The sequence below is a fragment of the Streptosporangium sp. NPDC023615 genome (assembly GCF_040640155.1).
Classification (GTDB): domain Bacteria; phylum Actinomycetota; class Actinomycetes; order Streptosporangiales; family Streptosporangiaceae; genus Streptosporangium.
The window spans coordinates 63,958-85,211 of the sequence record NZ_JBFABE010000004.1; the positions used below are offsets into that span (position 1 = coordinate 63,958).

Consider the following 21,254-nt stretch of genomic DNA (forward strand, 5'->3'; position numbering starts at 1 on the left):
GGTCTACCTGATGAGAAAGGGCGCGGGAGCGGGTGGGGTCGCCGGGACGGCCGCGGGCTGCCGTAGATCCAGCAACCGGTAGATGAGCCGGCGCATGTTCCGGTCGAAACGGCCCGGCGCGGAGGTGATGCCTTCCGCGACGGCCCGGTAGCGGCCGGGCTCCACCTCCGCGGCGACCCTGACCAACTGCTCTCGTAGCGAGCCGCACGGGGAGAGCCGGGGCGCGACGGCGGCGAGCGCTCCGAGCGCGGACGACGGGTCGACGTCGGCCCGCGGGAAACCGGCCAGTACGACCGGCGCCCCGGTGGCCGTCCCGTACAGGGTCGCCGACCCGTGGTCCCCGATGATCCAGTCGGCCGAGGCGAGGACCGCGTGCCAGTCCGCCTCCGGCGGCACCAGGCTCAGTCCGCGCCTCAGGGAGTCGGCGAACCAGGCCCTCACCTGCCAGGTGCCGTGCCCGAACCAGATGTTGGGGTGCAGGAGCAGCACGACGCGATACTCCTGCCGGGACAGCTCCGTGACCAGGCGGTGCAGCAGCCGCGGCCACCGGCCGAAGAGCGACGTCGCTCCCCAGGTCGAGCTGACCACCACGAGTTTCTGATCCGGTTCGACGGTCAGCGCGCGGCGGTACAGATCTCGGTGCGGCAGGCAGGCGGTCAGCCTGTCGTACGACGGGTCTCCGACGACGGTGGCCACGGGGAGCGCCTCCGGGCACGTCCGGCCCAGCCGTCCCAGCTCGGAGGAGTGGGAGAGCGCCACCGCCGAGGGCAGCACGGCGCCGTCGTACAGCAGGCGCTGGGGATCGAGCCCGTACGCCACACGTTCGCCCGCGGCACGGGCACCGTCCCGCACGGCCACGAGCTTGTTGAAACCGGCACCGTGCGGAATGACGATCAGTGGCGCGTGGATCTCGTGGAGCGCGCCCAGGCTCGCCGCGATGGCGAGGTCGAACCGCTGGTTCCTGGACTGCTCCCAGGGCAGCACCACCGTCCCCAGGCCACCGACGAACTCCGCGACCCCGTTGCTGAAGACGTCCGGGGCCATGGTGACCACGACCTGGATCCTCAGGTCGGACTCCACCAGACGAACGGTGTCCATCAGGCGCTGTCCCGACGTGACGGTATGAACAATCACCAGCACCTCTTTGCAGTTCCTGCGCGTCACCCAACGACCGGCGTCGAGCCCGGTGGGAACCCTGCTCCATCGATGATCGGACATCTGCGTGTCATCACCCCTGACCTCTTCCGACGGACGGGCGAGGCTCGTCGCCCTCTGTCGAGCGTCGCCGCTGAAACTTGCGGAAACCCTTGCGGCGACCCTGTTGCCAGCCAACGAAGATTGAGGATAAATAGGTCATAGAGCTAATCGAATCACTTACTGCTCGATTGACTCCGCCCAGTTAAAAGCGTCATTCAGGAAGGCCACTCCCCACGAGAAGGGGGCTGGAATGGAATTACGTATTCTCGGCCCGGTCGAGTTTTGGTCCCAGGGCCGACGCCGTGACCTGGGGTGGGCCAAGGAGCGTCACATTTTGGCCGTCCTTCTGATGACTCCGGGCAAGCCGGTCTCCACCACGTCGCTTCTCCACAGGGTGTGGGACGAAAACCCGCCGGCCAATGCCCGGAGTAACCTGCACAGTCACGTCGCCCGGCTGAAGGGCCGTCTGCGCGACGCCGGGGACGACGTGCGCCTGAGAGGCGGTTCGGGAGCGTATTCCGTCGAAACGGATCCGGAGAACATCGACTACCATCGCTTTCGCGCACTTTGCTCGAAAGCTCGTTCGAGAATAGAAAAAGGCGACGCCGACGGCGCTCTCCGGCTGTATCGCGAAGCGGGCCGGCTGTGGCGGGGAGATCCGCTGTCCGGCCTCTCCGGTTCCTGGGCCGACCACACCCGCCGGAAGATCGAGGGTGACCTTCTGGCCGGCACCGTCGGACGCGTCGAACTCGAACTTCTCCGCGGCCCGGACAACGGCCTCGTGCCGGAACTGCACGACCTGGTCAACCGATTTCGATTCAACGAGAAACTGATCGAGCTGCTCATGCTGGCGCTCTACCGCGGCGGCCGGCAGGCGGAGGCCCTCGGCGTCTACCGCCAGGCGCACAAGCGTCTCGTCGGCGCGCACGGCACCGAACCGGGACCGGCGTTGCGGACACTGCATCAGCGCATCCTCCAGGGCGACCCGGCGCTGCTGCCCGACCCCTGGCCCGCCCGGCAGGGGAGCAGGCCGCCGAACAGCCTTCCTCGCGACATCCACACCTTCATCGGCAGGACCCCCGAGATCGACCGGCTGATCGACCAGCGCGTACGGGGGGACGCGGTCACCGTTCTCGCGATCGACGGCATGGCGGGTGTCGGGAAGACGGCACTGGCCGTGCACCTTGCCCACCGGCTCGCCGACGACTATCCGGACGGCCTGCTCTACCTCGACCTCCGGGGTCACGACTCCCAGCACGAGCCGATGGACCCGGCGACCGCGCTGGAACGTCTCCTGCGTCTCCTCGGCGTCCCGGTCCCCGGTATCCCGAACGAGCTGGACGAGCGGGCGGCGATGTGGCGCACCGCGCTCGCCCACCGCAAGGTGCTCCTCGTCCTCGACGACGCCGCCGGGCACGACCAGCTCGGCCCCCTCCTGCCCGGGGTGTCCGGCTGTCTTGTCGTGATCACCAGCCGGCGGCGGCTGGCAGGGCTGGACGACGTCCACTCGCTCTCCCTTGAGGTGTTGTCACCGCAGGAGGGAGCCGCTCTCTTCGGCCGTGTCGTGGGTGCGCGGGGCATGTTCCAGGAGGACGAGGTCGCGCGGGTCGTGCGCCTCTGTGGCCATCTCCCCCTGGCGATCCAACTGGCCGGCAGCCGGTTCCGGCACCGGCCCGCGTGGAGCGTGGCCGATCTCGCCGAGCTGCTCGACAGGGACGACCGGCGGCTGGCCGAGATCCGGGCGGGGGACCGGGGGATCATCGCGGCGTTCGAACTGTCCTTCAACGACCTGGACGAATGGCAGCAGCGGGCGTTCTGGCGGCTCGGGCTGCATCCCGGGGTGGACATCACCGCCGACTGCGCGGCGGCGTTGGTGGAATCCGACCGGACCGAGGCGGAGAGGTTGCTCGACGACCTCCTCGACCATCATTTGATCTCCGAGCCCCGCCGGGGCCGGTACCGTTTCCACGACCTCATCGGTGAGTACGCCCGCCTGCTGTCGGAGCGGGAACCGCGGAGCGCGCGGGCCGAGGCGATCCGCCGGGTCCTCGACCACCACCTCCTCACGGCCGACGCCGCCGACCGGCTGCTCTACCCGCACCGCACCCGCGGCCCGGCCGAGATGCCCCGTGCGGCGGGCCCCACGTCCGGCATCGGCACCGAGGAACAGGCCCTCGCCTGGATGAACGCCGAGGTGGACAACCTGCTCCGTGTCGCGCGCTACGCCGCCGACCACGGGTGGACGAGGCACGCGGCCCTGCTTCCGCGCGTCCTCGGCCGGTATCTCGACGTGTGGGGCCCGTGGGCGGAGGGGGCCGAACTCCACGCGCGCGCCGTGGAGGCGTGGCGTGAGCTGGGCGACCCGTCGGGGACCGCGTACGCGCTGGCCGACCTCAGCGTGGTGCGGCGGCAGACCGGCCGGTACGAGGAGGCGCTCCGGCTGGCGGACGAGGCGCTGGCGATCCAGCGCGCCCTCGACGACGAGCGGGCCGTCGCCGACCTGCTCGACAACAGCGGCCTGGTGTACTGGCAGCGTTCCGAGTTCGACGTCGCCCTGGACTGCTTCGAGCGGGCACTGCGGCTGCGCAGGACGCTGGACGACCGTCACGGCCAGGCCGCCAGCCTCACCCACATCGGGATCATCCACTCCCACCGGGGGGACTACACGAGGGCCGCCGAGCACCTGCGGGGGGCGCTCGGGTTGTACCGGCGGGACGGCGACCGGCGCGGGCAGCAGGTCGCACTGAACAACATCGGCGAGATCGAGTTCAAGCTGGGCGACTACACCGCGGCGCTGGGCCACTACGAGGAGGCCGAGTCCCTGCACCCCGACATGGGGCCGCAGAACAGGGCGATCTGGCTCAACAACGTCGCCAACGTCTACCAGCGCCTGAACCGGCACGCCGACGCCCTCGAATGCTACAGAAAGGCCCTGCGGATCTACGGCGACATCGGTGACCGGCGGCACGAGGCGGACGCCCTGAACAACGTCGGCAGTTGCTACGTGCGCATGGGCAGGGACGCGGAGGCGCTCGCCCACCACCACAAGGCCCTGCGCGTCTCGACCGAGATATCGGAACGCCGCGAGGAGAGCCAGGCCCACCTCAGCATCGGCGGCATCCACCATCGCGCGCATCGCCACGACGCCGCCCTCGCCCACTACCGTGAGGCCCTCGACCTGGCGCGCGCCATCGGCGACGTCCACCAGGAGGCCCGCACCCTCGACGAGATGGGCGCCGCGCTCGCAAGCGCCGGCGAGGGGGCGCGGGCGCGGGAGTGCTGGCGGCGGGCACTCGGCCTGTACGAGTCCCTGGGCGTGACCGAGGCACGGGTCGTCCGGACGAGACTCACCGGGTAGAACAGGCGAAAACCGCCAGGTGGCCGGGGAACCCGCCCTCCCAGTATGATCAATTGGACCTTACGAGAAACGGTCAAACGGTTTTTATCACCCTTATCATCTCTTTTGTCATTATCGCCCACATATATTTACGAGGGCCCACATGTCCAAAAGAGTCGACCTCCGCGTTGAGGTTGGCCTATACTTTACTTTACGGATGACATAAAGGCCGTAACCGAAGATCATTCATATTTCCTAGAAAGCAGAACCCATATGAGGCGATTCGACCGTATCGCGGGTGCAGTTCTCGTGGCCGGAGCCTTCATGATCTACGTCATGAACGCGGTGGCGGGCAGCGGCATTCCGGGAACCGGCGCCTGAGGTACTTCCCCGGAAAGGGAGGCGGCGCATGCCGTCTCCCTTTTTGAGGTCCACGGGCCCTCACCCGCCCCACCGGCGGCACCACCGATCACGGTACGGGTGCGCGGCGCCGAATCGCGGCCGAGGTGAGAATCGAGGAGGCCGGCAGGGTGAGGCATGTCAAGACTCCGTGGGAGCCGGCGCCGCTGGAGCAGGTGGTCGCGTTGTTCCAGGGGCTGGACGTCCCCTGGTGGATCGGCGGCGGGTACGCGATCGAGCTGGCGGTGGGGCGGCCCTATCGCGATCACGGTGACATCGACGTCGGCCTGCTGCGGCGTGACCAGCTCGCGGTACGCCGCCTGCTGGCCGGATGGGACTGCCACGCGGCCGATCCGCCGGGCACGCTGCGTTCCTGGCCCGTGAACGAGGTGCTGCCGGACCGGGCGCACGACATCTGGGTGCGGGAGCACGCCGGCGGGCCGTGGCGCTTCCAGCTGATGCTGGACGAGTCCGACGGCGACGAGTGGGTCTACCGGCGTGACGCGCGCGTCCGCCGCCCGCTGTCCTCGCTCACCGTGGCCACGGACGGTTTTCGCCGGCTCGCCCCGGAGGTCCAGCTGCTGTACAAGGCCAAGGGGCTCCGCGCCAAGGACGAGACGGACTTCACGCGGGCGCTGCCGTCGCTGACCGGTCCGCAACGCCGCTGGCTGGCGGAGGCGCTGACGATCGAGCACGGCACGCACCCCTGGCACGACCGGCTGCGGGAGTGAACAGGAGGAGAACGCCCCTCGACGCGGTGCTGCGCGACTTCGGCGGCGTGCCGCGCTTCCACGACGGCTGGGATCACCGAGGCTCCGCCCCCTCGTCGTGACCGAGGCCGGCGATCAGGAGAAGCGCGGCCACGGCGGCGTAGAGCGGAAGCACGAACCCGGGTCCCCGCGAGCCCTCGGGACACATCCACGCCTCGGACTTCTTCGTCTACGCGGCCGACGGCGAGGTGGTCACATGGTTCGACCTGTCAGGTCCCGACGCGCGCGCGGGTAGCGATCCCGATCGATTTGTCGCCATGATGCGCGAAGTAGGTCTGGACCCCGCCCTGGATCCCTGCCTGGAACCGGACACGGACCCGGAGTATCCACCACCCCTTTGTGATGAGTTCCCACGCTCCTTCGCCCTGGCAAGGAAGATCACCGGATTTTCCTTCTCCAGGGAGATGCTCGGCATGCGACTCCTGGGCACCGTCGTCGGCACCGGGTGACGACGACCGGGCGGACCGTGGCGGCGGCTCCCCCGCCGGCCACCCACCGGCGTCCTGCCCTCAGCGCCGTCCGACGGTCGTTCGTGCCCCCAGGGCGGACGTCGCGCCGCTCGGAACGGCCGAAGCGACGCGTCCGGTCTTTTCCGGTGAAGCCGGGGGAGCGCCGTCGCCGCCCGTGCGGCCACCCGGAGATCGAAAAAGGCCACTTCCCGAACCGGGAAATGGCCTCTGAGCTGGGTGGGGCTACCAGGACTTGAACCTGGGACCTCTTCCTTATCAGGGAAGCGCTCTAACCGTCTGAGCTATAGCCCCGCATCACACACGTGAACGGCCCCGCGTCCATCTGGTGGAGGCGAACCCGTCCGTTCGAACAGGGAAAAGCTTACCCTGTTTCGGCACCTGCTTGCGCCATGCTTTTCGCCGTACCGCTCCCGGCGTCCACCCCGGCATCCGCCGTGCCGTCGTCACGCTCCGGGCACGGTGCCGGCGTGCTCCCGGCGTGGTCCGCGTCCTCTCCCCGGCCGCCGGGACCGGGGAGAGGACGCGAGGCGGCTACTCTGCCTCGCTGAAGGTGACCTCGACGCCGCCGACCAGGTCGGAGGCGACGTTGTAGATCACCGCTCCGAGGGTCGACAGGGCGGTGATCAGTCCGACGTTGACCGTGCCGATCAGGGCGGTGTAGCCCAGGATGCGGACCGGCTCGAACCAGGAGGCCACGTTGATGCCGTTGGTGGGCTTGCCGTCGGCGACGGTCAGCTGGTTCACCATCTGGATGATGTTCTCGAACACCCCCAGGCCGGACAGCACCATGTAGAGCACCGCGACGGCGATGAACAGCACCACGAAGCAGACCAGCGACACCACGAAGCTGAACTTCATGGCCGACCACGGCTCGATCCGGCGCAGCACCAGGTGAGCCTTGCGGGGCGACCTGGGGGCGGGGGCGTCACCGGGCTTACGGCCCGGCGATCCCTCCGGCGAGGGCGAGGACGACGACATGCTCCCCGGCGACCACGAGGCCCTGCCCTGCTGCCCCGGCGGCTGGGACGGGGACGGCGGAGCGGAAGGCGACGGGGAGGGAGCCGTCGACTGCGCGGACGGCCGGGGAGGCGGACCCGACGGCCTGGGCGGCTGCCCGGACGGCTGGCCCGACTGGCCCGGCTGGCCCGGCGAACCCGGCTGCCCCGACGGCCGGCCGGGCTGGCCCGGCTGGCCCGGCTGGCCCGACGGACCCGGCTGCCCGGACGGCGGCGGCGACCCGGGACGGATCCGTACCGTGGTCTCGGCCTGCTTGCCGTCGTCGGCCGCCGACACCTTCTTCCTGCCCTTGGAATCGGACGCCGGCTCCTCGGCTCCGGGCGCGGCGGCCTTGCCGTTGACCGTCGGCGAGGTCACCTCGGCTCCGTCCGGCTCGGCGGTCTTCTCCGTCACCTGGTCACGTCTCGCCGCGGCGGGGCGTGAGCCCGGCTTTCCCTGAGCGCTCACGGGTTGTCCCCTTCCCCGGTCTCCGACACCTCACCGGTCTCCGCCGACACGTCGGCGACTTCGGCGGGCTCGGCGACGATCTCGCCGTTCTCCATGGCCTCGGCGTTGCGGGCGAGCGCCACGACGCTGTCCCCCTCCGCGAGATTCATCAGCCGGACCCCCATCGTCTGACGGCCCGACTGCTTGATCTCCCCGGCGCTGGTCCGGATGACACCTCCGGCGGACGTGATCGCGAACACCTCGTCCTCGGGCCTCACCATGACCGCACCCACCAGCTTGCCACGGGCACTCACGATCTTGGCGGTCAGGACGCCCTTTCCGCCCCTCCCCTGGACAGGGTACTGATCGACGGGGGTGCGCTTGGCGTACCCGCCCTCGGTCGCGACGAGCACGTTGTCGCCGTCGGCGATGCGGTTCATCGACAGCAGCTCGTCGCCGTCGAGGAAACGCATGCCGATCACGCCGCTGGTCGCCCGTCCCATCGGCCTCAGCGCCTCGTCCGAGGCGGTGAAGCGGATCGACTGGGCGCCGCGCGAGACGAGGAGGAGGTCGTCCTCCTCCGATACCAACCTGGCTGCGATCACCTCGTCATCCTCGCGCAAATTGATCGCGATGAGGCCACCGGTGCGCGGCGAGTCGTACTCGGACAGGCGCGTCTTCTTCACCAGGCCGCTGCGGGTGGCGAGCACGAGGTACGGGGCGACCTCGTAGTCACGCAGGTCCAGGACCTCCATGACGACCTCGTCCGGCTGCATGGCCAGCAGGTTCGCCAGGTGCTGACCGCGCGCGTCGCGTCCGGAGTCGGGCAGCTCGTAGGCCTTGACCCGGTAGACGCGGCCCTTGTTCGTGAAGAACAGCAGCCAGTGGTGGGTGGTGGTGACGAAGAAGTGGTCGACGATGTCGTCCTGGCGCAGCTGCGCGCCCCGCACGCCCTTGCCGCCGCGCTTCTGCGCCCGGTACAGGTCGGTGTTGGTGCGCTTGGCGTAGCCGCCGCGGGTGATCGTGACGACCATGTCCTCCTCGGCGAGGAGATCCTCGATGGACATGTCGCCCTCGTAGGCGATGATCTCCGTCCGGCGCTCGTCGCCGTAGCGGCCGACGAGCTCCGCGAGCTCGTCCTGGATGATCGTCCGCTGCCGCTCGGGCGAGGCGAGGATGGCCTGGTAGTCGGTGATCTGCGTCATCAGCGCGTCGTACTCGTCGGTGATCTGCTGGCGCTCCAGGGCGGCCAGCTTGCGCAGCTGCATGTCCAGGATGGCCTGCGCCTGGATCTCGTCGATCTCCAGCAGCGTCATCAGGCCGCCCTGGGCCGCCGAGGCCGAGGGGGAGCGCCGGATCAGCGCGATGACCTCGTCCATCCGCTCCAGGGCCTTGAGCAGGGCGCGCAGGATGTGCGCCCGCTCCTCGGCCTTGCGCAGCAGGTAGCGGGTCCGGCGGACCACGACCTCGACCTGGTGCGCCACGTAGTGCTTGACGAACTGGTCGAGCCTGAGCGTGCGCGGCACGCCGTCGACCAGGGCCAGCATGTTCGCGCCGAACGTGGTCTGCAGCTGGGTGTGCTTGTAGAGGTTGTTCAGCACCACCTTGGCGACCGCGTCGCGCTTGAGCACGATCACCAGGCGCTGGCCGACGCGCGAGGAGCTCTCGTCGCGGACGTCGGCGATGCCGGTGATCCGGCCCTCCTTGACCGACTCGGCGATGGTCAGCGCGAGGTTGTCCGGGTTGACCTGGTAGGGCAGCTCGGTGACGACCAGGCACTGACGGCCCTTGGCGTCCTCCTCGACCTCGACGATCGCCCGCATGGTGATCGAGCCGCGGCCGGTGCGGTAGGCGTCGTCGATGCCGCGGCGGCCGACGATCAGCGCGCCGGTCGGGAAGTCGGGGCCCTTGACCCGGGCGATCAGCGCCTCGAGCAGTTCCTCGTCCTCGGCCTCGGGGTTCTGCAGGCACCAGGTGATGCCGGAGGCCACCTCCCGCAGGTTGTGCGACGGGATGTTGGTGGCCATGCCGACCGCGATGCCCGTCGCCCCGTTGACCAGCAGGTTGGGGAAGCGCGAGGGCAGGACGGTCGGCTCCTGGGAGCGGCCGTCGTAGTTGGGGACGAGATCGACGGTGTCCTTGTCGATGTCGCGCAGCATCTCCATGGCGATGGGCGCGAGCTTGCACTCGGTGTAGCGCATCGCCGCCGGCGGGTCGTTGCCCGGCGAGCCGAAGTTGCCCTGCCCGTCGACCAGCGGGTAGCGCAGCGACCAGGGCTGGGCCATCCGCACCACGGTCGCGTAGATCGGCGAGTCGCCGTGCGGGTGGTAGGAGCCCATGACGTCGCCGACGACGCGGGAGCACTTGAAGTAGCCGCGGTCGGGCCGGTAGCCGCCGTCGTACATGGCGTACAGCACGCGGCGGTGCACCGGCTTGAGGCCGTCACGCACGTCCGGCAGCGCGCGCGAGACGATGACCGACATCGCGTAGTCCATGTAGCTGCGCTGCATCTCGGACTGGATGTCGACCGGCTCGATGCGGTCCACCGGCGGGCCGGGCGGAGTGTTGACTTCCGTCACAGGTCAAGATCCTTTTCTGGTACGGCTACCGCTACACGTCGAGGAAACGGACGTCCCGGGCATTCCTAATGATGAAGGAACGGCGGGCTTCGACGTCCTCGCCCATGAGCACGCTGAACAACTCGTCGGCCTGGGCCGCGTCGTCGAGGGTGACCTGGAGGAGCAGGCGGGTGTCGGGGTTCATGGTCGTGTCCCAGAGCTGGGCGGCGTTCATCTCGCCCAGGCCCTTGAAGCGCTGCACGTTGTCGCGGGGCCTCGGGTCGGGCTTGCCCGACTCGATCCCGGCGTTGATGATCGCGTCGCGCTCCCGGTCGGAGTAGGCGTAGGAGGCGTCGTCACCCCTCCGGTCCCACTTGATCTTGTACAGCGGGGGCTGGGAGAGGTACACGTGCCCGGCCTCGATCAGGGGGCGCATGAACCGGAACAGCAGGGTCAGCAGCAGCGTCGTGATGTGCTGGCCGTCGACGTCGGCGTCCGCCATCAGGATCAGCTTGTGGTAGCGGAGCTTGGCGATGTCGAACTCGTCGTGCACGCCCGTGCCCATGGCGGTGATCAGTGCCTGGACCTCGTTGTTCTGCAGGACCCTGTCGATCCGGGCCTTCTCGACATTGAGGATCTTGCCGCGGATCGGGAGGATCGCCTGGAACTTGGAGTCGCGGCCGCCCTTGGCGGAGCCGCCCGCCGAGTCGCCCTCGACGATGTACAGCTCGCACTTCTCCGGGTCGCTCCACTGGCAGTCGGCCAGCTTGCCGGGCAGGCCGGACCCCGACTCCAGCAGCGACTTGCGCCGGGTCAGGTCACGGGCCTGGCGGGCCGCGAGACGGGCGCGGGAGGCCTGCAGGGACTTGGTGATGATGTCCTTGGCCTCGCCGGGGTTGCGCTCGAACCAGTCGCGCAGGTGGTCGTTGCACGCCTTCTGGACGAACGACTTGGCCTCGGTGTTGCCCAGCTTGGTCTTGGTCTGGCCCTCGAACTGGGGGTCGGCCAGCTTCACCGAGATGATCGCGGTCAGGCCCTCGCGGATGTCCTCCCCGGCGAGGTTGTCGTCCTTGCCCTCCTTGAGGAACTTCTGCTCGCGCGCGTAGCGGTTGACGATGGACGTCAGGGCCGCGCGGAAGCCCTCCTCGTGGGTGCCGCCCTCGGCGGTGTTGATCGTGTTGGCGAAGGTGTAGACCGACTCGCTGTAGGAGTTGTTCCACTGCATCGCGATCTCGACCGCGATGCCCTCGCCCTGCGCCTCGAAGTCGATCACCGAGACGTGCGCGGGCTCCTTCTTGGAGTTCAGGTGCTGCACGAAGTCGGACAGGCCGCCCTCGTAGTGGTAGACGACCTCCTTGGGCTCGCCGTTGACGAACTCGGGGCGCTCGTCCCTGATGGAGATCGTCAGGCCCTTGTTGAGGAAGGCCATCTCCTGGAAGCGGCGCGAGAGCGTCTCGAAGTGCCAGGTGGTGGTCTCGAAGATGGTCTCGTCGGCCCAGAAGGTGATCGAGGTGCCGGTCTCGTCGGTCTTCTCGCCCTTGACCAGGGGGGCCGTCGGCCGGGTGTCGACGTAGGTCTGCCGCCAGCGGTGGCCCTCCGTGCGGACCTCCACCTCCAGCCTGCTGGAGAGCGCGTTGACCACGGAGACGCCCACGCCGTGCAGACCGCCGGAGACGGCGTAGGACTTGTCGTCGAACTTGCCTCCCGCGTGCAGCACGGTCAGGACGACCTCGACCGCGGGACGGTTCTCACCGGGGACGTTGCCGACCGGGATGCCACGGCCGTTGTCGACGACCCGGACGCCGTTGTCGGCGAGGAGGGTGACCTCGATCCGGTCGGCGTGACCGGCCAGGGCCTCGTCCACGGAGTTGTCCACGACCTCGTAGACGAGGTGGTGCAGACCGCGTTCTCCGGTGGAGCCGATGTACATGCCGGGGCGTTTGCGGACCGCCTCGAGCCCTTCGAGAACGGTGATTGAGCTAGCGTCGTAGGACAAGTGCGAAATCCTCCTGCCGCGGACACGCGGCAGGGAGAACCTTGTAGCCCCGCCGTGCCCGTCACCGTCGTGAATGCCCCGATGCGCTCACCCAGGGGAACCGGCATGGACGCCGGGGGTGACACGCAAACGGACGTGTCCGGAATTCGATTTCATTCTAGCGGCTCAGAGCACATCCTGTGGCATTGACGGCCTCTGGAATGGCCTGTCGCGCGACGATCATCGTCGTGGACATCCCCCTACGCGGACGGGGTCTCTCGCGCCAGAGGGGCCGCTGATCCGTTTCGAGGGGTCGGATCGCCTACCGGATCAGCCGTAGGTGTCGCCCGGGCCGCGACTTCCGGTGACGCGCAGGCCCCCGTTGCGGCGGGGCCCGTTCTGCGGCCCGCGCACCTTGACGCGCTGCACCGTGCCGTCGCCGAGCTCCTCGTTCAGCCTTCTCACCAGCGTCGGCGCCAGCAGGCGGACCTGGGTGGCCCAGGCCGTGGAGTCGGCGACCACGACCACCTCGCCCTCGGCGAAGGTCTCCGGCCTGGTGTGGGCGGCCATGTCCGCGCCGACGATCTGCTGCCAGCGGCCGAACACCCCGCCGACCGCGACGGGCTGCTCCCAGCCCCGGTCGGCCAGCAGGTCGGCGATGGCCCGCCCGAAGAGCTGGGGGTCACCGGAGTCCCTGCGCTGTCCCGAGGCCCTGCGCCGCGGCTCGCGGCGGGGCAGCTGCCCCCTCCTGGCGGCGTCCGACTTGGCCTGGGCCAGCTTCTCCCTGGCCATCGCCGCCCCCCTGGCGGCGGCGCTCCTCGCCGTCCCCGGCGCGGCTCCCGCGGCCCCGGAGGCCCCGGAGGTTTCAGCGGGCCCGAAACTCCCGGCGGTTCCGGAGGCCTCGCCGCCCCCGGCGCGGTCGCCCGCCGGGGCGGCCGGTCCGGGACCGCCCCCGCCGCCCGGGGCGCCGGTGCCCGACGTTCCCGCTCCCGGTTCGGCGGCCGGGGTGGACGAGTCGTCACCGGACACGGGCCACGCCCCCCTCGGTCACGTCGAAACGCCCCCCGACCAGCTCCACCGGCACGTCGTCGGGGACCGCGGCGGTGATCAGCACCTGCTCGGCCGGGGCGACGATCTCGGCCAGGCGGCGCCTGCGCCTGTTGTCCAGCTCGGCGAAGACGTCGTCCAGGATCAGCACCGGATCGCCGCCGTCGGCCCTGAGCAGGTCGTAGGCGGCCAGCCTGAGCGCCAGCGCGAACGACCACGACTCGCCGTGGCTGGCGTAGCCGCGCGCGGGCAGCTCCCCCAGGCCCAGGAACAGGTCGTCGCGGTGCGGGCCGACGAGGGTCACGCCGCGTTCGAGCTCGGAGGCGCGCACCTCGAGCAGGGCCGCCCGCAGCAGCTCGGCGAGCTTGGCGCGATCGGTGCCGGCGCCGACGTCCAGGGTGCCGCGGTAGTCCAGGTCGGCGGGCGCCGAGTCGGGCGCCAGGCGGGCGTAGGAGGCGGCGACCAGCGGGCGCAGCGTCTCGACCAGCTCCAGCCGGGCGGCGAGCAGCTCGGCGCCGTGCTCGGCCAGGTGGGAGTCCCACACCTCCAGGGTGCTGAGCGGGTCCCCGGCGCCGGCCTCGGCGAACGCCGCGTCGCTCTCGGCCCGGCGCGTGCTCCGGCCGCGGCCCCGGCGGGCCTGCGCGGCGGTGCGCAGCAGGGCACCGCGCTGCTTGAGCACCCGGTCGTAGTCGGCGCGCACTCCGGCGAACCGGGGCGTCCTGGCCACCAGGAGGTCGTCGAGGAAGCGCCGCCGCTCGGAGGGGTCGCCCTTGACCATGGCGAGGTCCTCGGGGGCGAACAGCACCGTGCGCAGCAGCCCGACGACCTCGCGCGGGCGGGAGACGGGGGAGCGGTTCAGCCTGGCCCGGTTGGCCCTGCCGGGGTTGATCTCCAGCTCGATCAGCGCGCGCCGGTCGTCGCGCACCACGACCGAGCGGACGATCGCGCGGGCCGCGCCCTGGCGCACCAGCGGCCCGTCGGCCGCGACCCGGTGGCTCGCCTGCGTCGCCACGTACCCCAGCGCCTCGACGAGGTTGGTCTTGCCCATGCCGTTGGGGCCGACGAAGGCCGTGATCCCCGGTTCCATGCCGAGATCGACGGTTTCGTAGGACCGGAAGTCGGTCAGGGAGAGATGGGCGACATGCACCCCAGGAAGATTAGTCGTCCTCGCCGGTCGGCGGGGCGTTCCGCCCCCGGCGGGCCGTGCCCGACCCGCGCCCGACCCGTGTACGGCCCGCGCCGCGCCCGGAGCGGGCGCGGCGCGGGCCGTACCGGCGCGAGGTCAGCCGGTCGCCTCGGGGGGCGGAGCGACGTCGGCGCCGGGGGAGTCGGCGCCCTTCTCGACCGAGCCGGCCCGGGAGGTGACGGCGTGGCCGCCGAACTGGTTGCGCAGGGCCGCGACGACCTTCATGGCCGGCGAGTCGTCCTGGCGGGAGGCGAACCGGGCGTACAGGGCGGCGGTGATCACCGGCAGCGGGACCGCCAGGTCGACGGCGGCGTTGACCGTCCAGCGTCCTTCGCCGGAGTCCTGGGCGTAGCCCTCCAGCTGCGACAGGTCCGGGTCCTCCTCCAGCGCGCGGACCATCAGGTCCAGCAGCCAGGAGCGGATGACCGTGCCGTGCCGCCAGCTCTTGAACGCGCCGGGCACGTCCTTGACGATGCCGGAGGCCTCCAGCAGCTCCCAGCCCTCGGCGAAGGCCTGCATCATGCCGTACTCGATGCCGTTGTGGACCATCTTGGCGAAGTGACCGGCGCCGACGTCGCCGGCGTGCACGAAGCCGTCCTCGCCCTCGGGCTTGAGGGTCTGGAAGATCGGCATCAGCCGCTCGACCTCGGAGGCCTCGCCACCCACCATGAGCGCGTAGCCGTTCTCCAGCCCCCACACGCCGCCGCTCACGCCGCAGTCGACGAAACCGATGCCCTTGACGCTGAGCTCGACCCCGTGCTTCTGGTCGTCCACGTAGTGCGAGTTGCCGCCGTCGACGACGAGGTCGCCGGGCGACAGCACCTCGGCGAGCGCCTCGATCGTCGCCTGGGTCGCCTCGCCGGCGGGCACCATGACCCACACCGCGCGCGGCGCCTGGAGCCTCTCGGCGAGCTCCTCCAGGCTGGAGACGTCGCTGAGCGCGGGATCGCGGTCGTACCCGACGACGTCGTGACCGCCGCGACGCAGCCGCTCGGCCATGTTGCCGCCCATCTTGCCCAGCCCGACCATGCCGATCTGCATACGAGCACCCCTTTCAAGGGTTTCGATCATCCACCTGTGCCAGGCGCGCCCGTGCGAGCCTCACCAGCTCGGTGTTCCCGTCGACCGGGGCACCGTCGGGGCCGTGGAGGACGTCCTCCAGGCCGATGCGCGTGGCCAGTCCACGCTGCCCCGCCTCGTCCAGGAGAATCCAGGTCGGCTCCTCCTCTCCGTGCAGGAGCCGCGGCCCCGGGACACCGAGCCCGTCGAGGCGGTCCAGGACGGCACTCGCCCGTGCCACGGCGGTGCCGGCCGGGCCGCCGAGGATCTCGACGAGCACCCGTTCGCACTCCAGGCCGCCTGCGGCGAGGGCCTCGGCGCCCTCGGGCGTCCAGACCCCGGCCTCCACGCCGACCCCGAGCCGCCGCAGATCCTTCCACAGGTCGGCGAAACCGGGCTCGGCGAGGTTCACCGAGGCGAAGTCCGGCCGTCCCGCGCCCTCGAGCGTCTCCCAGCCCCGGACGGCCGCCCGCCGGGCGCCGGTGTCCCCCGCGGTCATCCACAGGCCCGTGCTCACCCCGACCGGCAACCCGGGGCACGCCTCGCGGACGGCCCGGACGGCCGCGCCGATGTGCGCGGCGCTGAGCGACTCCCTGCCCGCCTCGTCCCGTGGATGCATGTGCACGGCGTCCGCACCCGCCCCACGGGCCCCACGGGCCGCCTCAGCGAGCTGCAGGGGGGTCACCGGGAGGGCGGGGTGGTCGCCGGGGCTCCTGGCGCCGTTCAGGGACGCCTTGAGCCATGTGGCGGCCGCGCCGGGGCGTCCGGCGGCCTCGCCGGGCCGTTCCGGTGCCCCGGCGGGCCGTGGCGCCCGGGACATCAGCTGGACAGCCGGATGGGCATGATCAGGTAGCGGTAGTCCGGGACGCCGTCGTCGTCGGCGGGCTTGCCGCCGGTGAGGATGGCGGGCTTGGTGGAGGTGGTCATCTGCAGCCGCGCCACGTCCGAGTCGATCGCTCCCAGCCCCTCCAGCAGGAACTGGTGGTTGAAGGCGATGTTGATGTCGTCGCCCTCGAACTCGACCGGGAGCACCTCGACCGCCTGGGCCTCGTCGCCGCTGCCGGCCTCCAGGACCACCTCGTCGCCGCGGAAGGCCAGCCGCACCGGGGTGTTGCGCTCGGCGACCAGGGCCACGCGCTTGACCGCCTCGACGAAGGCGGCGGTGGGCAGCTGGGCGCGGGCCGAGAACTCGGTGGGCAGCAGCGAGCGGTACTTGGGGAACTCCGGGTCGAGCAGCCTGGTGGTGGTGCGGCGTCCCGCGCTGGAGAAGCCGATCATGCCCTCGCCGGTCCCGCCGGCCGAGCTCAGCGCGATCTCCACCTCGGCGCCGGTGCCGCCCAGGGCCTTGGCCGTGTCGGCGAGCGTCCTGCCAGGGATCATCGCGATCGCCGAGAAGTCGGGCTGGCCCGGCTGCCACTTCAGCTCCCGCACCGCCAGGCGGTAGCGGTCGGTGGCGGCGAGGGTGACCGTGTCGCCCTCGATCTCCACCCGTACGCCGGTGAGCATCGGCAGCGTGTCGTCCTTGCCCGCGGCCACCGCCACCTGGCCGACGGCCGAGGCGAAGACGTCGCTGCCCACCCGGCCCGCGGCCGGGGGCATCGTCGGCAGCGAGGGGTAGTCCTCCACGGGCATCGTCAGCAGGGTGAAGCGGGCGCTTCCACAGGTGACCACGGCCTTGGCGCCCTCCACGACGACGTCCACAGGCTGTGCGGGGAGCGCCCTGGTGATCTCGGCCAGCAGCCTGCCGGAGACGAGCACCACGCCCGGCTCCCCGGTCTGCAGTTCGAGCGTCACCTCGGCGGAGACCTCGTAGTCGAAACCGGAGAGCTTGAGCTGACCGGTCTCGGTGACCTCGAGACGCATGCCGGCGAGCACCGGCACGGAGGGACGTGCCGGCAGGCTGCGCGCGGTCCACGCCACCGCCTCGGCGAGCACGTCTCGATCGACCCGGAACATCACGTGGATCCGCCTCCTGTGTGTCGAGCTGCGCGCCGGGCGTCGTCCGCCCGGCGCCGGGGTCCGTCTGGCTTCTCGGTGCCTGTGGTTCGAGTGTTCACTGTCGCGCACCCGAGCTCTCCCGGAACCCTCTTATGGCTCTTGAGTTTCCTGGTTAGAGATACAAGTGGCCATCGTAATAGGGGGTGTGGATACTGTGGAAAGCCGTTGTTTCCGCAGGTCAAGTGCTGTTTTTTCATCCACCGGGGCTGTGGGTGGCCGCTGTGGACAACTCTTGGTCCTGGGGAGAACCGCGCGGTACACACAGGCCGTCCCCAGATCCGGGGGTCTTCGTCCCCAAGTTGTCCACGAGGTTTCCCCAGGTTATCCACCGGGTAAGAGACCCTTTTGTCCCTGTGGACAACTCTCTTCACAGGGCGTCCCCAGGTTATCCACGAGTTGTCCCCAGGTTGTCCCCATGTTCTCCCCAGAGTCGTCCACAGGTGCCGAACGCGGTTCGGACCGGCGTGTCCGCAGATGATCATGGTTGACGGCCCCGGAGGACTCCCCGCGCCCGCGGGTCGTTGATCCACAAGGTTTTCCACAGGCTGTGTATCACGCCTGGGACAAACTCACCCATTACGCGACTGCTGCTTGATCCTCGTGGTGAGTTCGTTGACCTGGTTGTAGATCGAGCGTCGCTCGGCCATGAGGGAGCGGATCTTCCGGTCGGCGTGCATGACCGTGGTGTGGTCCCGCCCGCCGAACTGCTGGCCGATCTTCGGGAGCGACATGTCGGTCAGCTCCCGGCACAGGTACATCGCGATCTGGCGGGCGGTCACCAGGACCCGCGAGCGCGACCCGCCGCACAGGTCGTCGATGGACAGGCCGAAGTAGGCCGCGGTGGAGGCCATGATCGTGGCGACCGTGATCTCCGAACCGGCGTCCTCGGTGATCAGGTCCTTGAGCACCACCTCGGTGAGCTGCAGGTCCACCGACTGCCGGTTCAGGCTGGCGAACGCGGTCACCCTGATCAGGGCGCCCTCCAGCTCGCGGATGTTGGTGGAGATGCGGCTGGCGATGTACTCCAGCACCTCCGGCGGCGCGGCCAGGCCCTCCTGGATCGCCTTCTTGCGCAGGATCGCGATCCGGGTCTCCAGCTCGGGCGGCTGGACGTCGGTGATCAATCCCCACTCGAACCGGTTACGCAGCCGGTCCTCCAGCGTGACCAGCTGTTTCGGCGCCCGGTCGCTGGAGATGACGATCTGCTTGTTGGAGTTGTGCAGCGTGTTGAAGGTGTGGAAGAACTCCTCCTGCGTCTGCTCCTTGCCCTCCAGGAACTGGATGTCGTCCACCAGCAGGATGTCCACCGCCCGGTAGCGACCCCGGAAGTTGTCGGCCTTGTGGTCGCGGATGGAGTTGATGAAGTCGTTGGTGAACTCCTCCGAGCTCACGTACCGCACCCGCGCGCCGTCGTAGAGGCTCTGGGCGTAGTGGCCGATCGCGTGCAGCAGGTGGGTCTTGCCCAGCCCCGAGTCGCCGTAGATGAACAAAGGGTTGTACGCCTTGGCCGGCGCCTCGGCCACCGCGACCGCCGCGGCGTGCGCGAACCGGTTGCTGGAGCCGATCACGAAGGTGTCGAAGGTGTACTTGGGGTTCAGCCGGGCCGGCTCCCCCTGGGTGCGGCTCCCGCGGCCGTCCCACCTGTTCTGCACGGTGCCCGCGCCGCCCACTCCGCCGATGCCGCCGCCCGATCCGCCGACGCCGCCGGCCCCGGGCGGCGCCGCCGCGGGCGCGCCCCGGTCGAAGGAGTCGGGCTCGGACCGCGACGCCGGCGGCTGCGGGGAGTAGCCGCCGTGGCCGTAACCCGGCCGCTGCTCGGTCTGCGAGGGCCCGCCGGGCGCCTCGGAGGGCAGGTAAGGCGGGGAGTCCTCACCCTGCTGGTACGGGTAGGCGAACGGCTGGTGCTGTGGCTGGTGCTGTGGATAGTCGGTGGACGACTGGCCGCCCGGCCCGCCCTGTGGATAGGGGTTCTGCGGCCCGGAACCCCCGTGGTGCTGGGGCGCGGGCGGCTGTGCATAACCCTGCTGGTTCCCGCCGCCCTGTGCATAACCCTGCTGCGGAGCCTGGGGATAAGGGTCCTGGCGGGAGGCGAGACCCGGCTCGGGGCCCGCGGCGCTGGGGTCCACCATGACCGCCACCCGCATCGGGCGGCCGAACTCCTGGGAGAGCGCGTGGCTGATCAGGGGACGAAGCTTGTTCTCCAGGACATCCCTGGCGAAATCGGTCGGCGCGGCGAGCACCACGGTGTCGTTCATCAGGCCGAAGGGCCGGGTCATGTTGAGCCAGACCCGCTGCTGGGAGGGGACGTTCTCGTTGAGAGAGTTCTCCAGCGCCCGCGCCCAGACCGCGCTGAGGTCCGTTCCGTCCATGGTCCGGCTCCCCTCCTCCCGACGCGGCCCCCGCCGGCCCACGCGATCCGTTTATCCACATCGATGGCCGCCGGGCGGACCGGATCTCGACGTCGTCCACACGTTCGGCGTCCCCGCGGACCCTCGCGACCCCTCGCGGGCGCTGCTCGTCGTCCACATCGAATCCACAGGTTGTGCACAGTCTCGTACCTGCGGTCCAACGCATCCTTGCAGTGGAGAGAAGGTCTGGAAGGGACGACAGTAGCCGCGTCCACAGCTGTGTACAAGACGTTGTCCACAGCCTAGGGCAGTACGGGCGGGACGATGCGCACATCCTGTGGACGGCGGGGCGCCGGTGGATAACGTGCCTGTGGAAACGTGGATAACCTGTTCTCCACGTGTTCCCGGAAGCCCTCCGGTTTGACCTGGGACGCGCCCGACCCGTAACGTACGACGGTCGGCCTTGCCACGCGGCGGCTGTTTCGCATGCCCCGCATCCGGCAGGCCAGCCACTGTCGAGCGTCCCCATGTGCTGGGGATGCGTCTTGAGCCTGGAGCCCACTCGTGAGCAAGCGTACTTTCCAGCCGAACAACCGCCGTCGTGCGAAGACCCACGGCTTCCGGCTCCGCATGCGCACCCGCGCCGGCCGCGCCATCCTCGCCGCCCGCCGCCGCAAGGGCCGCGCCGAGATCACCGTCTGACGTATCCGTCGCGCCCCCTTCACGAGGGCGTGAGGCAGTACGCCCGTCGCCCGCCGGCATCACCGCCGGCGGGCGACGGGCGCTACCGCCCAGGGTCGACGAGGTCTTCGGTGCTGCCGTCCGCGTCCCGCATGCGCCGGGGCGACGAGTTCGCCGGCGCGATCAGAGGGGGGAGCCGAGCAGGCCGCCCCACGCTGGTCGCGCATTTCGGCATGCGCTCCGGCGGTGACGCCCTCCCCCTGGTCGGGTTCGTGGTGAGCCGTGCCGTTGGTGATGCGGTCACCAGAAACAGGGTCAAACGTCGGCTGAGACACATCATGCGAGACCGTCTCGAACGGCTTCCGCGAGGTAGCCTGCTGGTTGTACGCGCCAATCCACCGGCCGCGTCCGCGCGGAGCGAGCGTCTGGCCGCCGAACTCGATGCCGCGCTGGATCGTTTACTCAGGCGGCCAGAGCCCCGTGGGGCTCGCACGGATGGGCGATGATGACGGCGCAGCAGACCGCTGGAATTTCTCCGGCTGCCAGGATCCTGATGGCTCCGATCCGGTTCTACCGGTCCTTCGTGAGCCCTCTGCTGGGTCCCCGCTGCCGCTTCCACCCCTCGTGCAGCGCCTACGGCCTCGAGGCCGTGGCCGTTCACGGCGCGCTACGCGGCACATGGTTGACGATCCGGAGAATCGGGCGTTGCCACCCATTCCATCCCGGAGGCTTTGACCCGGTGCCCCCACGCCCGGGCCGGTCCGACGAAACGCAAGGGAGCTAGCT

The 21,254-nt window shown here is 70.2% G+C and carries 17 protein-coding genes and 1 tRNA gene; 7 read left to right on the top strand and 11 right to left on the bottom strand.

Annotation, left to right across the window (positions count from 1 at the left end):
- Positions 1–3 precede the first annotated feature (3 nt).
- Positions 4–1,218, bottom strand: a complete 1,215-nt coding sequence (locus tag AB0G16_RS04485; RefSeq protein WP_362798475.1) for a hypothetical protein — start codon at positions 1,216–1,218, stop codon at positions 4–6.
- 229 nt (positions 1,219–1,447) lie between these two features.
- Here AB0G16_RS04485 and AB0G16_RS04490 point away from each other — a divergent pair, with 229 nt between their 5' ends.
- From AB0G16_RS04490 to AB0G16_RS04500, 3 genes are all read left to right on the top strand, one after another.
- On the top strand, positions 1,448–4,555 hold the full coding sequence (locus AB0G16_RS04490) for a tetratricopeptide repeat protein (RefSeq protein WP_362798478.1): 3,108 nt from the start codon (positions 1,448–1,450) through the stop codon (positions 4,553–4,555).
- A 509-nt stretch (positions 4,556–5,064) separates the two neighbouring features.
- Positions 5,065–5,664, top strand: a complete 600-nt coding sequence (locus tag AB0G16_RS04495; RefSeq protein WP_362798481.1) for an amino acid transporter — start codon at positions 5,065–5,067, stop codon at positions 5,662–5,664.
- Between the two features lie 185 nt (positions 5,665–5,849).
- Positions 5,850–6,152, top strand: a complete 303-nt coding sequence (locus tag AB0G16_RS04500; RefSeq protein WP_362798942.1) for a DUF6461 domain-containing protein — start codon at positions 5,850–5,852, stop codon at positions 6,150–6,152.
- 238 nt (positions 6,153–6,390) lie between these two features.
- Here the strand turns inward: AB0G16_RS04500 and AB0G16_RS04505 are convergent.
- Both AB0G16_RS04505 and AB0G16_RS04510 read right to left on the bottom strand, forming a co-directional pair.
- Positions 6,391–6,464: transfer RNA gene (locus tag AB0G16_RS04505), tRNA-Ile, on the bottom strand.
- A 240-nt stretch (positions 6,465–6,704) separates the two neighbouring features.
- Entirely contained in the window at positions 6,705–7,151 is a 447-nt protein-coding gene (locus AB0G16_RS04510) for a DUF3566 domain-containing protein (RefSeq protein ID WP_362798484.1), read from the bottom strand.
- Between AB0G16_RS04510 and AB0G16_RS04515 the strand changes: the two genes are divergently transcribed.
- Positions 7,150–7,629, top strand: coding sequence for a hypothetical protein (locus tag AB0G16_RS04515; protein ID WP_362798487.1), 480 nt, complete (start codon positions 7,150–7,152; stop codon positions 7,627–7,629). The two genes, AB0G16_RS04510 and AB0G16_RS04515, sit on opposite strands and share 2 nt — an antisense overlap.
- A 4-nt stretch (positions 7,630–7,633) precedes the next feature.
- On the opposite strand, the gene gyrA is transcribed toward AB0G16_RS04515, so the two are convergent.
- From gyrA to dnaA, 8 genes are all read right to left on the bottom strand, one after another.
- Positions 7,634–10,195, bottom strand: coding sequence for a DNA gyrase subunit A (gene gyrA / locus AB0G16_RS04520; RefSeq protein WP_362798490.1), 2,562 nt, complete (start codon positions 10,193–10,195; stop codon positions 7,634–7,636).
- 31 nt (positions 10,196–10,226) lie between these two features.
- Positions 10,227–12,170: a DNA topoisomerase (ATP-hydrolyzing) subunit B gene (gene gyrB / locus AB0G16_RS04525; RefSeq protein WP_362798493.1), complete on the bottom strand. Its 1,944-nt coding sequence runs from the start codon at positions 12,168–12,170 to the stop codon at positions 10,227–10,229.
- Between the two features lie 309 nt (positions 12,171–12,479).
- The gene (locus AB0G16_RS04530) at positions 12,480–13,178 is read right to left on the bottom strand and encodes a DciA family protein (RefSeq protein WP_362798496.1); all 699 of its coding nucleotides are present in this window, start codon (positions 13,176–13,178) and stop codon (positions 12,480–12,482) included.
- The gene (recF, locus tag AB0G16_RS04535; RefSeq protein ID WP_362798499.1) at positions 13,168–14,343 is read right to left on the bottom strand and encodes a DNA replication/repair protein RecF; all 1,176 of its coding nucleotides are present in this window, start codon (positions 14,341–14,343) and stop codon (positions 13,168–13,170) included. Before recF ends, AB0G16_RS04530 begins: the two co-directional genes overlap by 11 nt.
- Positions 14,344–14,478: 135 nt before the next feature.
- On the bottom strand, positions 14,479–15,423 hold the full coding sequence (gene gnd / locus AB0G16_RS04540) for a phosphogluconate dehydrogenase (NAD(+)-dependent, decarboxylating) (RefSeq protein ID WP_362798502.1): 945 nt from the start codon (positions 15,421–15,423) through the stop codon (positions 14,479–14,481).
- Positions 15,424–15,436: 13 nt separating this feature from the next.
- A complete protein-coding gene (locus AB0G16_RS04545) occupies positions 15,437–16,261 on the bottom strand; it encodes a 3-keto-5-aminohexanoate cleavage protein (RefSeq protein WP_362798505.1) in 825 nt (274 codons plus the stop codon).
- Positions 16,261–17,400 (bottom strand): DNA polymerase III subunit beta, encoded by a 1,140-nt coding sequence (gene dnaN, locus AB0G16_RS04550; protein ID WP_362798508.1) that lies wholly within the window; start codon positions 17,398–17,400, stop codon positions 16,261–16,263. Before dnaN ends, AB0G16_RS04545 begins: the two co-directional genes overlap by 1 nt.
- Positions 17,401–18,008: 608 nt before the next feature.
- Positions 18,009–19,808 carry a chromosomal replication initiator protein DnaA gene (dnaA, locus tag AB0G16_RS04555; RefSeq protein ID WP_362798511.1) on the bottom strand — a complete coding sequence of 600 codons (1,800 nt, stop codon included), beginning with the start codon at positions 19,806–19,808 and terminating at the stop codon, positions 18,009–18,011.
- Positions 19,809–20,351: 543 nt separating this feature from the next.
- Here dnaA and rpmH point away from each other — a divergent pair.
- The 3 genes from rpmH to yidD all read left to right on the top strand — a co-directional run bounded on the left by rpmH (position 20,352) and on the right by yidD (position 21,252).
- Positions 20,352–20,489, top strand: coding sequence for a 50S ribosomal protein L34 (rpmH, locus tag AB0G16_RS04560; protein WP_184543430.1), 138 nt, complete (start codon positions 20,352–20,354; stop codon positions 20,487–20,489).
- A 110-nt stretch (positions 20,490–20,599) separates the two neighbouring features.
- Complete coding sequence (rnpA, locus tag AB0G16_RS04565) at positions 20,600–20,974, top strand: ribonuclease P protein component (protein WP_362798515.1); 375 nt, start codon at positions 20,600–20,602, stop codon at positions 20,972–20,974.
- The gene (yidD, locus tag AB0G16_RS04570; RefSeq protein ID WP_344893437.1) at positions 20,974–21,252 is read left to right on the top strand and encodes a membrane protein insertion efficiency factor YidD; all 279 of its coding nucleotides are present in this window, start codon (positions 20,974–20,976) and stop codon (positions 21,250–21,252) included. Before rnpA ends, yidD begins: the two co-directional genes overlap by 1 nt.
- The last annotated feature ends 2 nt before the right edge of the window (positions 21,253–21,254 follow it).

Bases quoted from the DNA above. Each gene is read 5' to 3' on its own strand.
- gnd (WP_362798502.1), bottom strand. From the start codon at position 15,423: ATGCAGATCGGCATGGTCGGGCTGGGCAAGATGGGCGGCAACATGGCC.
- dnaA (WP_362798511.1), bottom strand. From the start codon at position 19,808: ATGGACGGAACGGACCTCAGCGCGGTCTGGGCGCGGGCGCTGGAGAAC.
- AB0G16_RS04515 (WP_362798487.1), top strand. From the start codon at position 7,150: ATGCTCCCCGGCGACCACGAGGCCCTGCCCTGCTGCCCCGGCGGCTGG.
- AB0G16_RS04485 (WP_362798475.1), bottom strand. From the start codon at position 1,218: ATGTCCGATCATCGATGGAGCAGGGTTCCCACCGGGCTCGACGCCGGT.
- AB0G16_RS04545 (WP_362798505.1), bottom strand. From the start codon at position 16,261: ATGTCCCGGGCGCCACGGCCCGCCGGGGCACCGGAACGGCCCGGCGAG.
- AB0G16_RS04510 (WP_362798484.1), bottom strand. From the start codon at position 7,151: ATGTCGTCGTCCTCGCCCTCGCCGGAGGGATCGCCGGGCCGTAAGCCC.
- AB0G16_RS04490 (WP_362798478.1), top strand. From the start codon at position 1,448: ATGGAATTACGTATTCTCGGCCCGGTCGAGTTTTGGTCCCAGGGCCGA.
- yidD (WP_344893437.1), top strand. From the start codon at position 20,974: ATGACGGCGCAGCAGACCGCTGGAATTTCTCCGGCTGCCAGGATCCTG.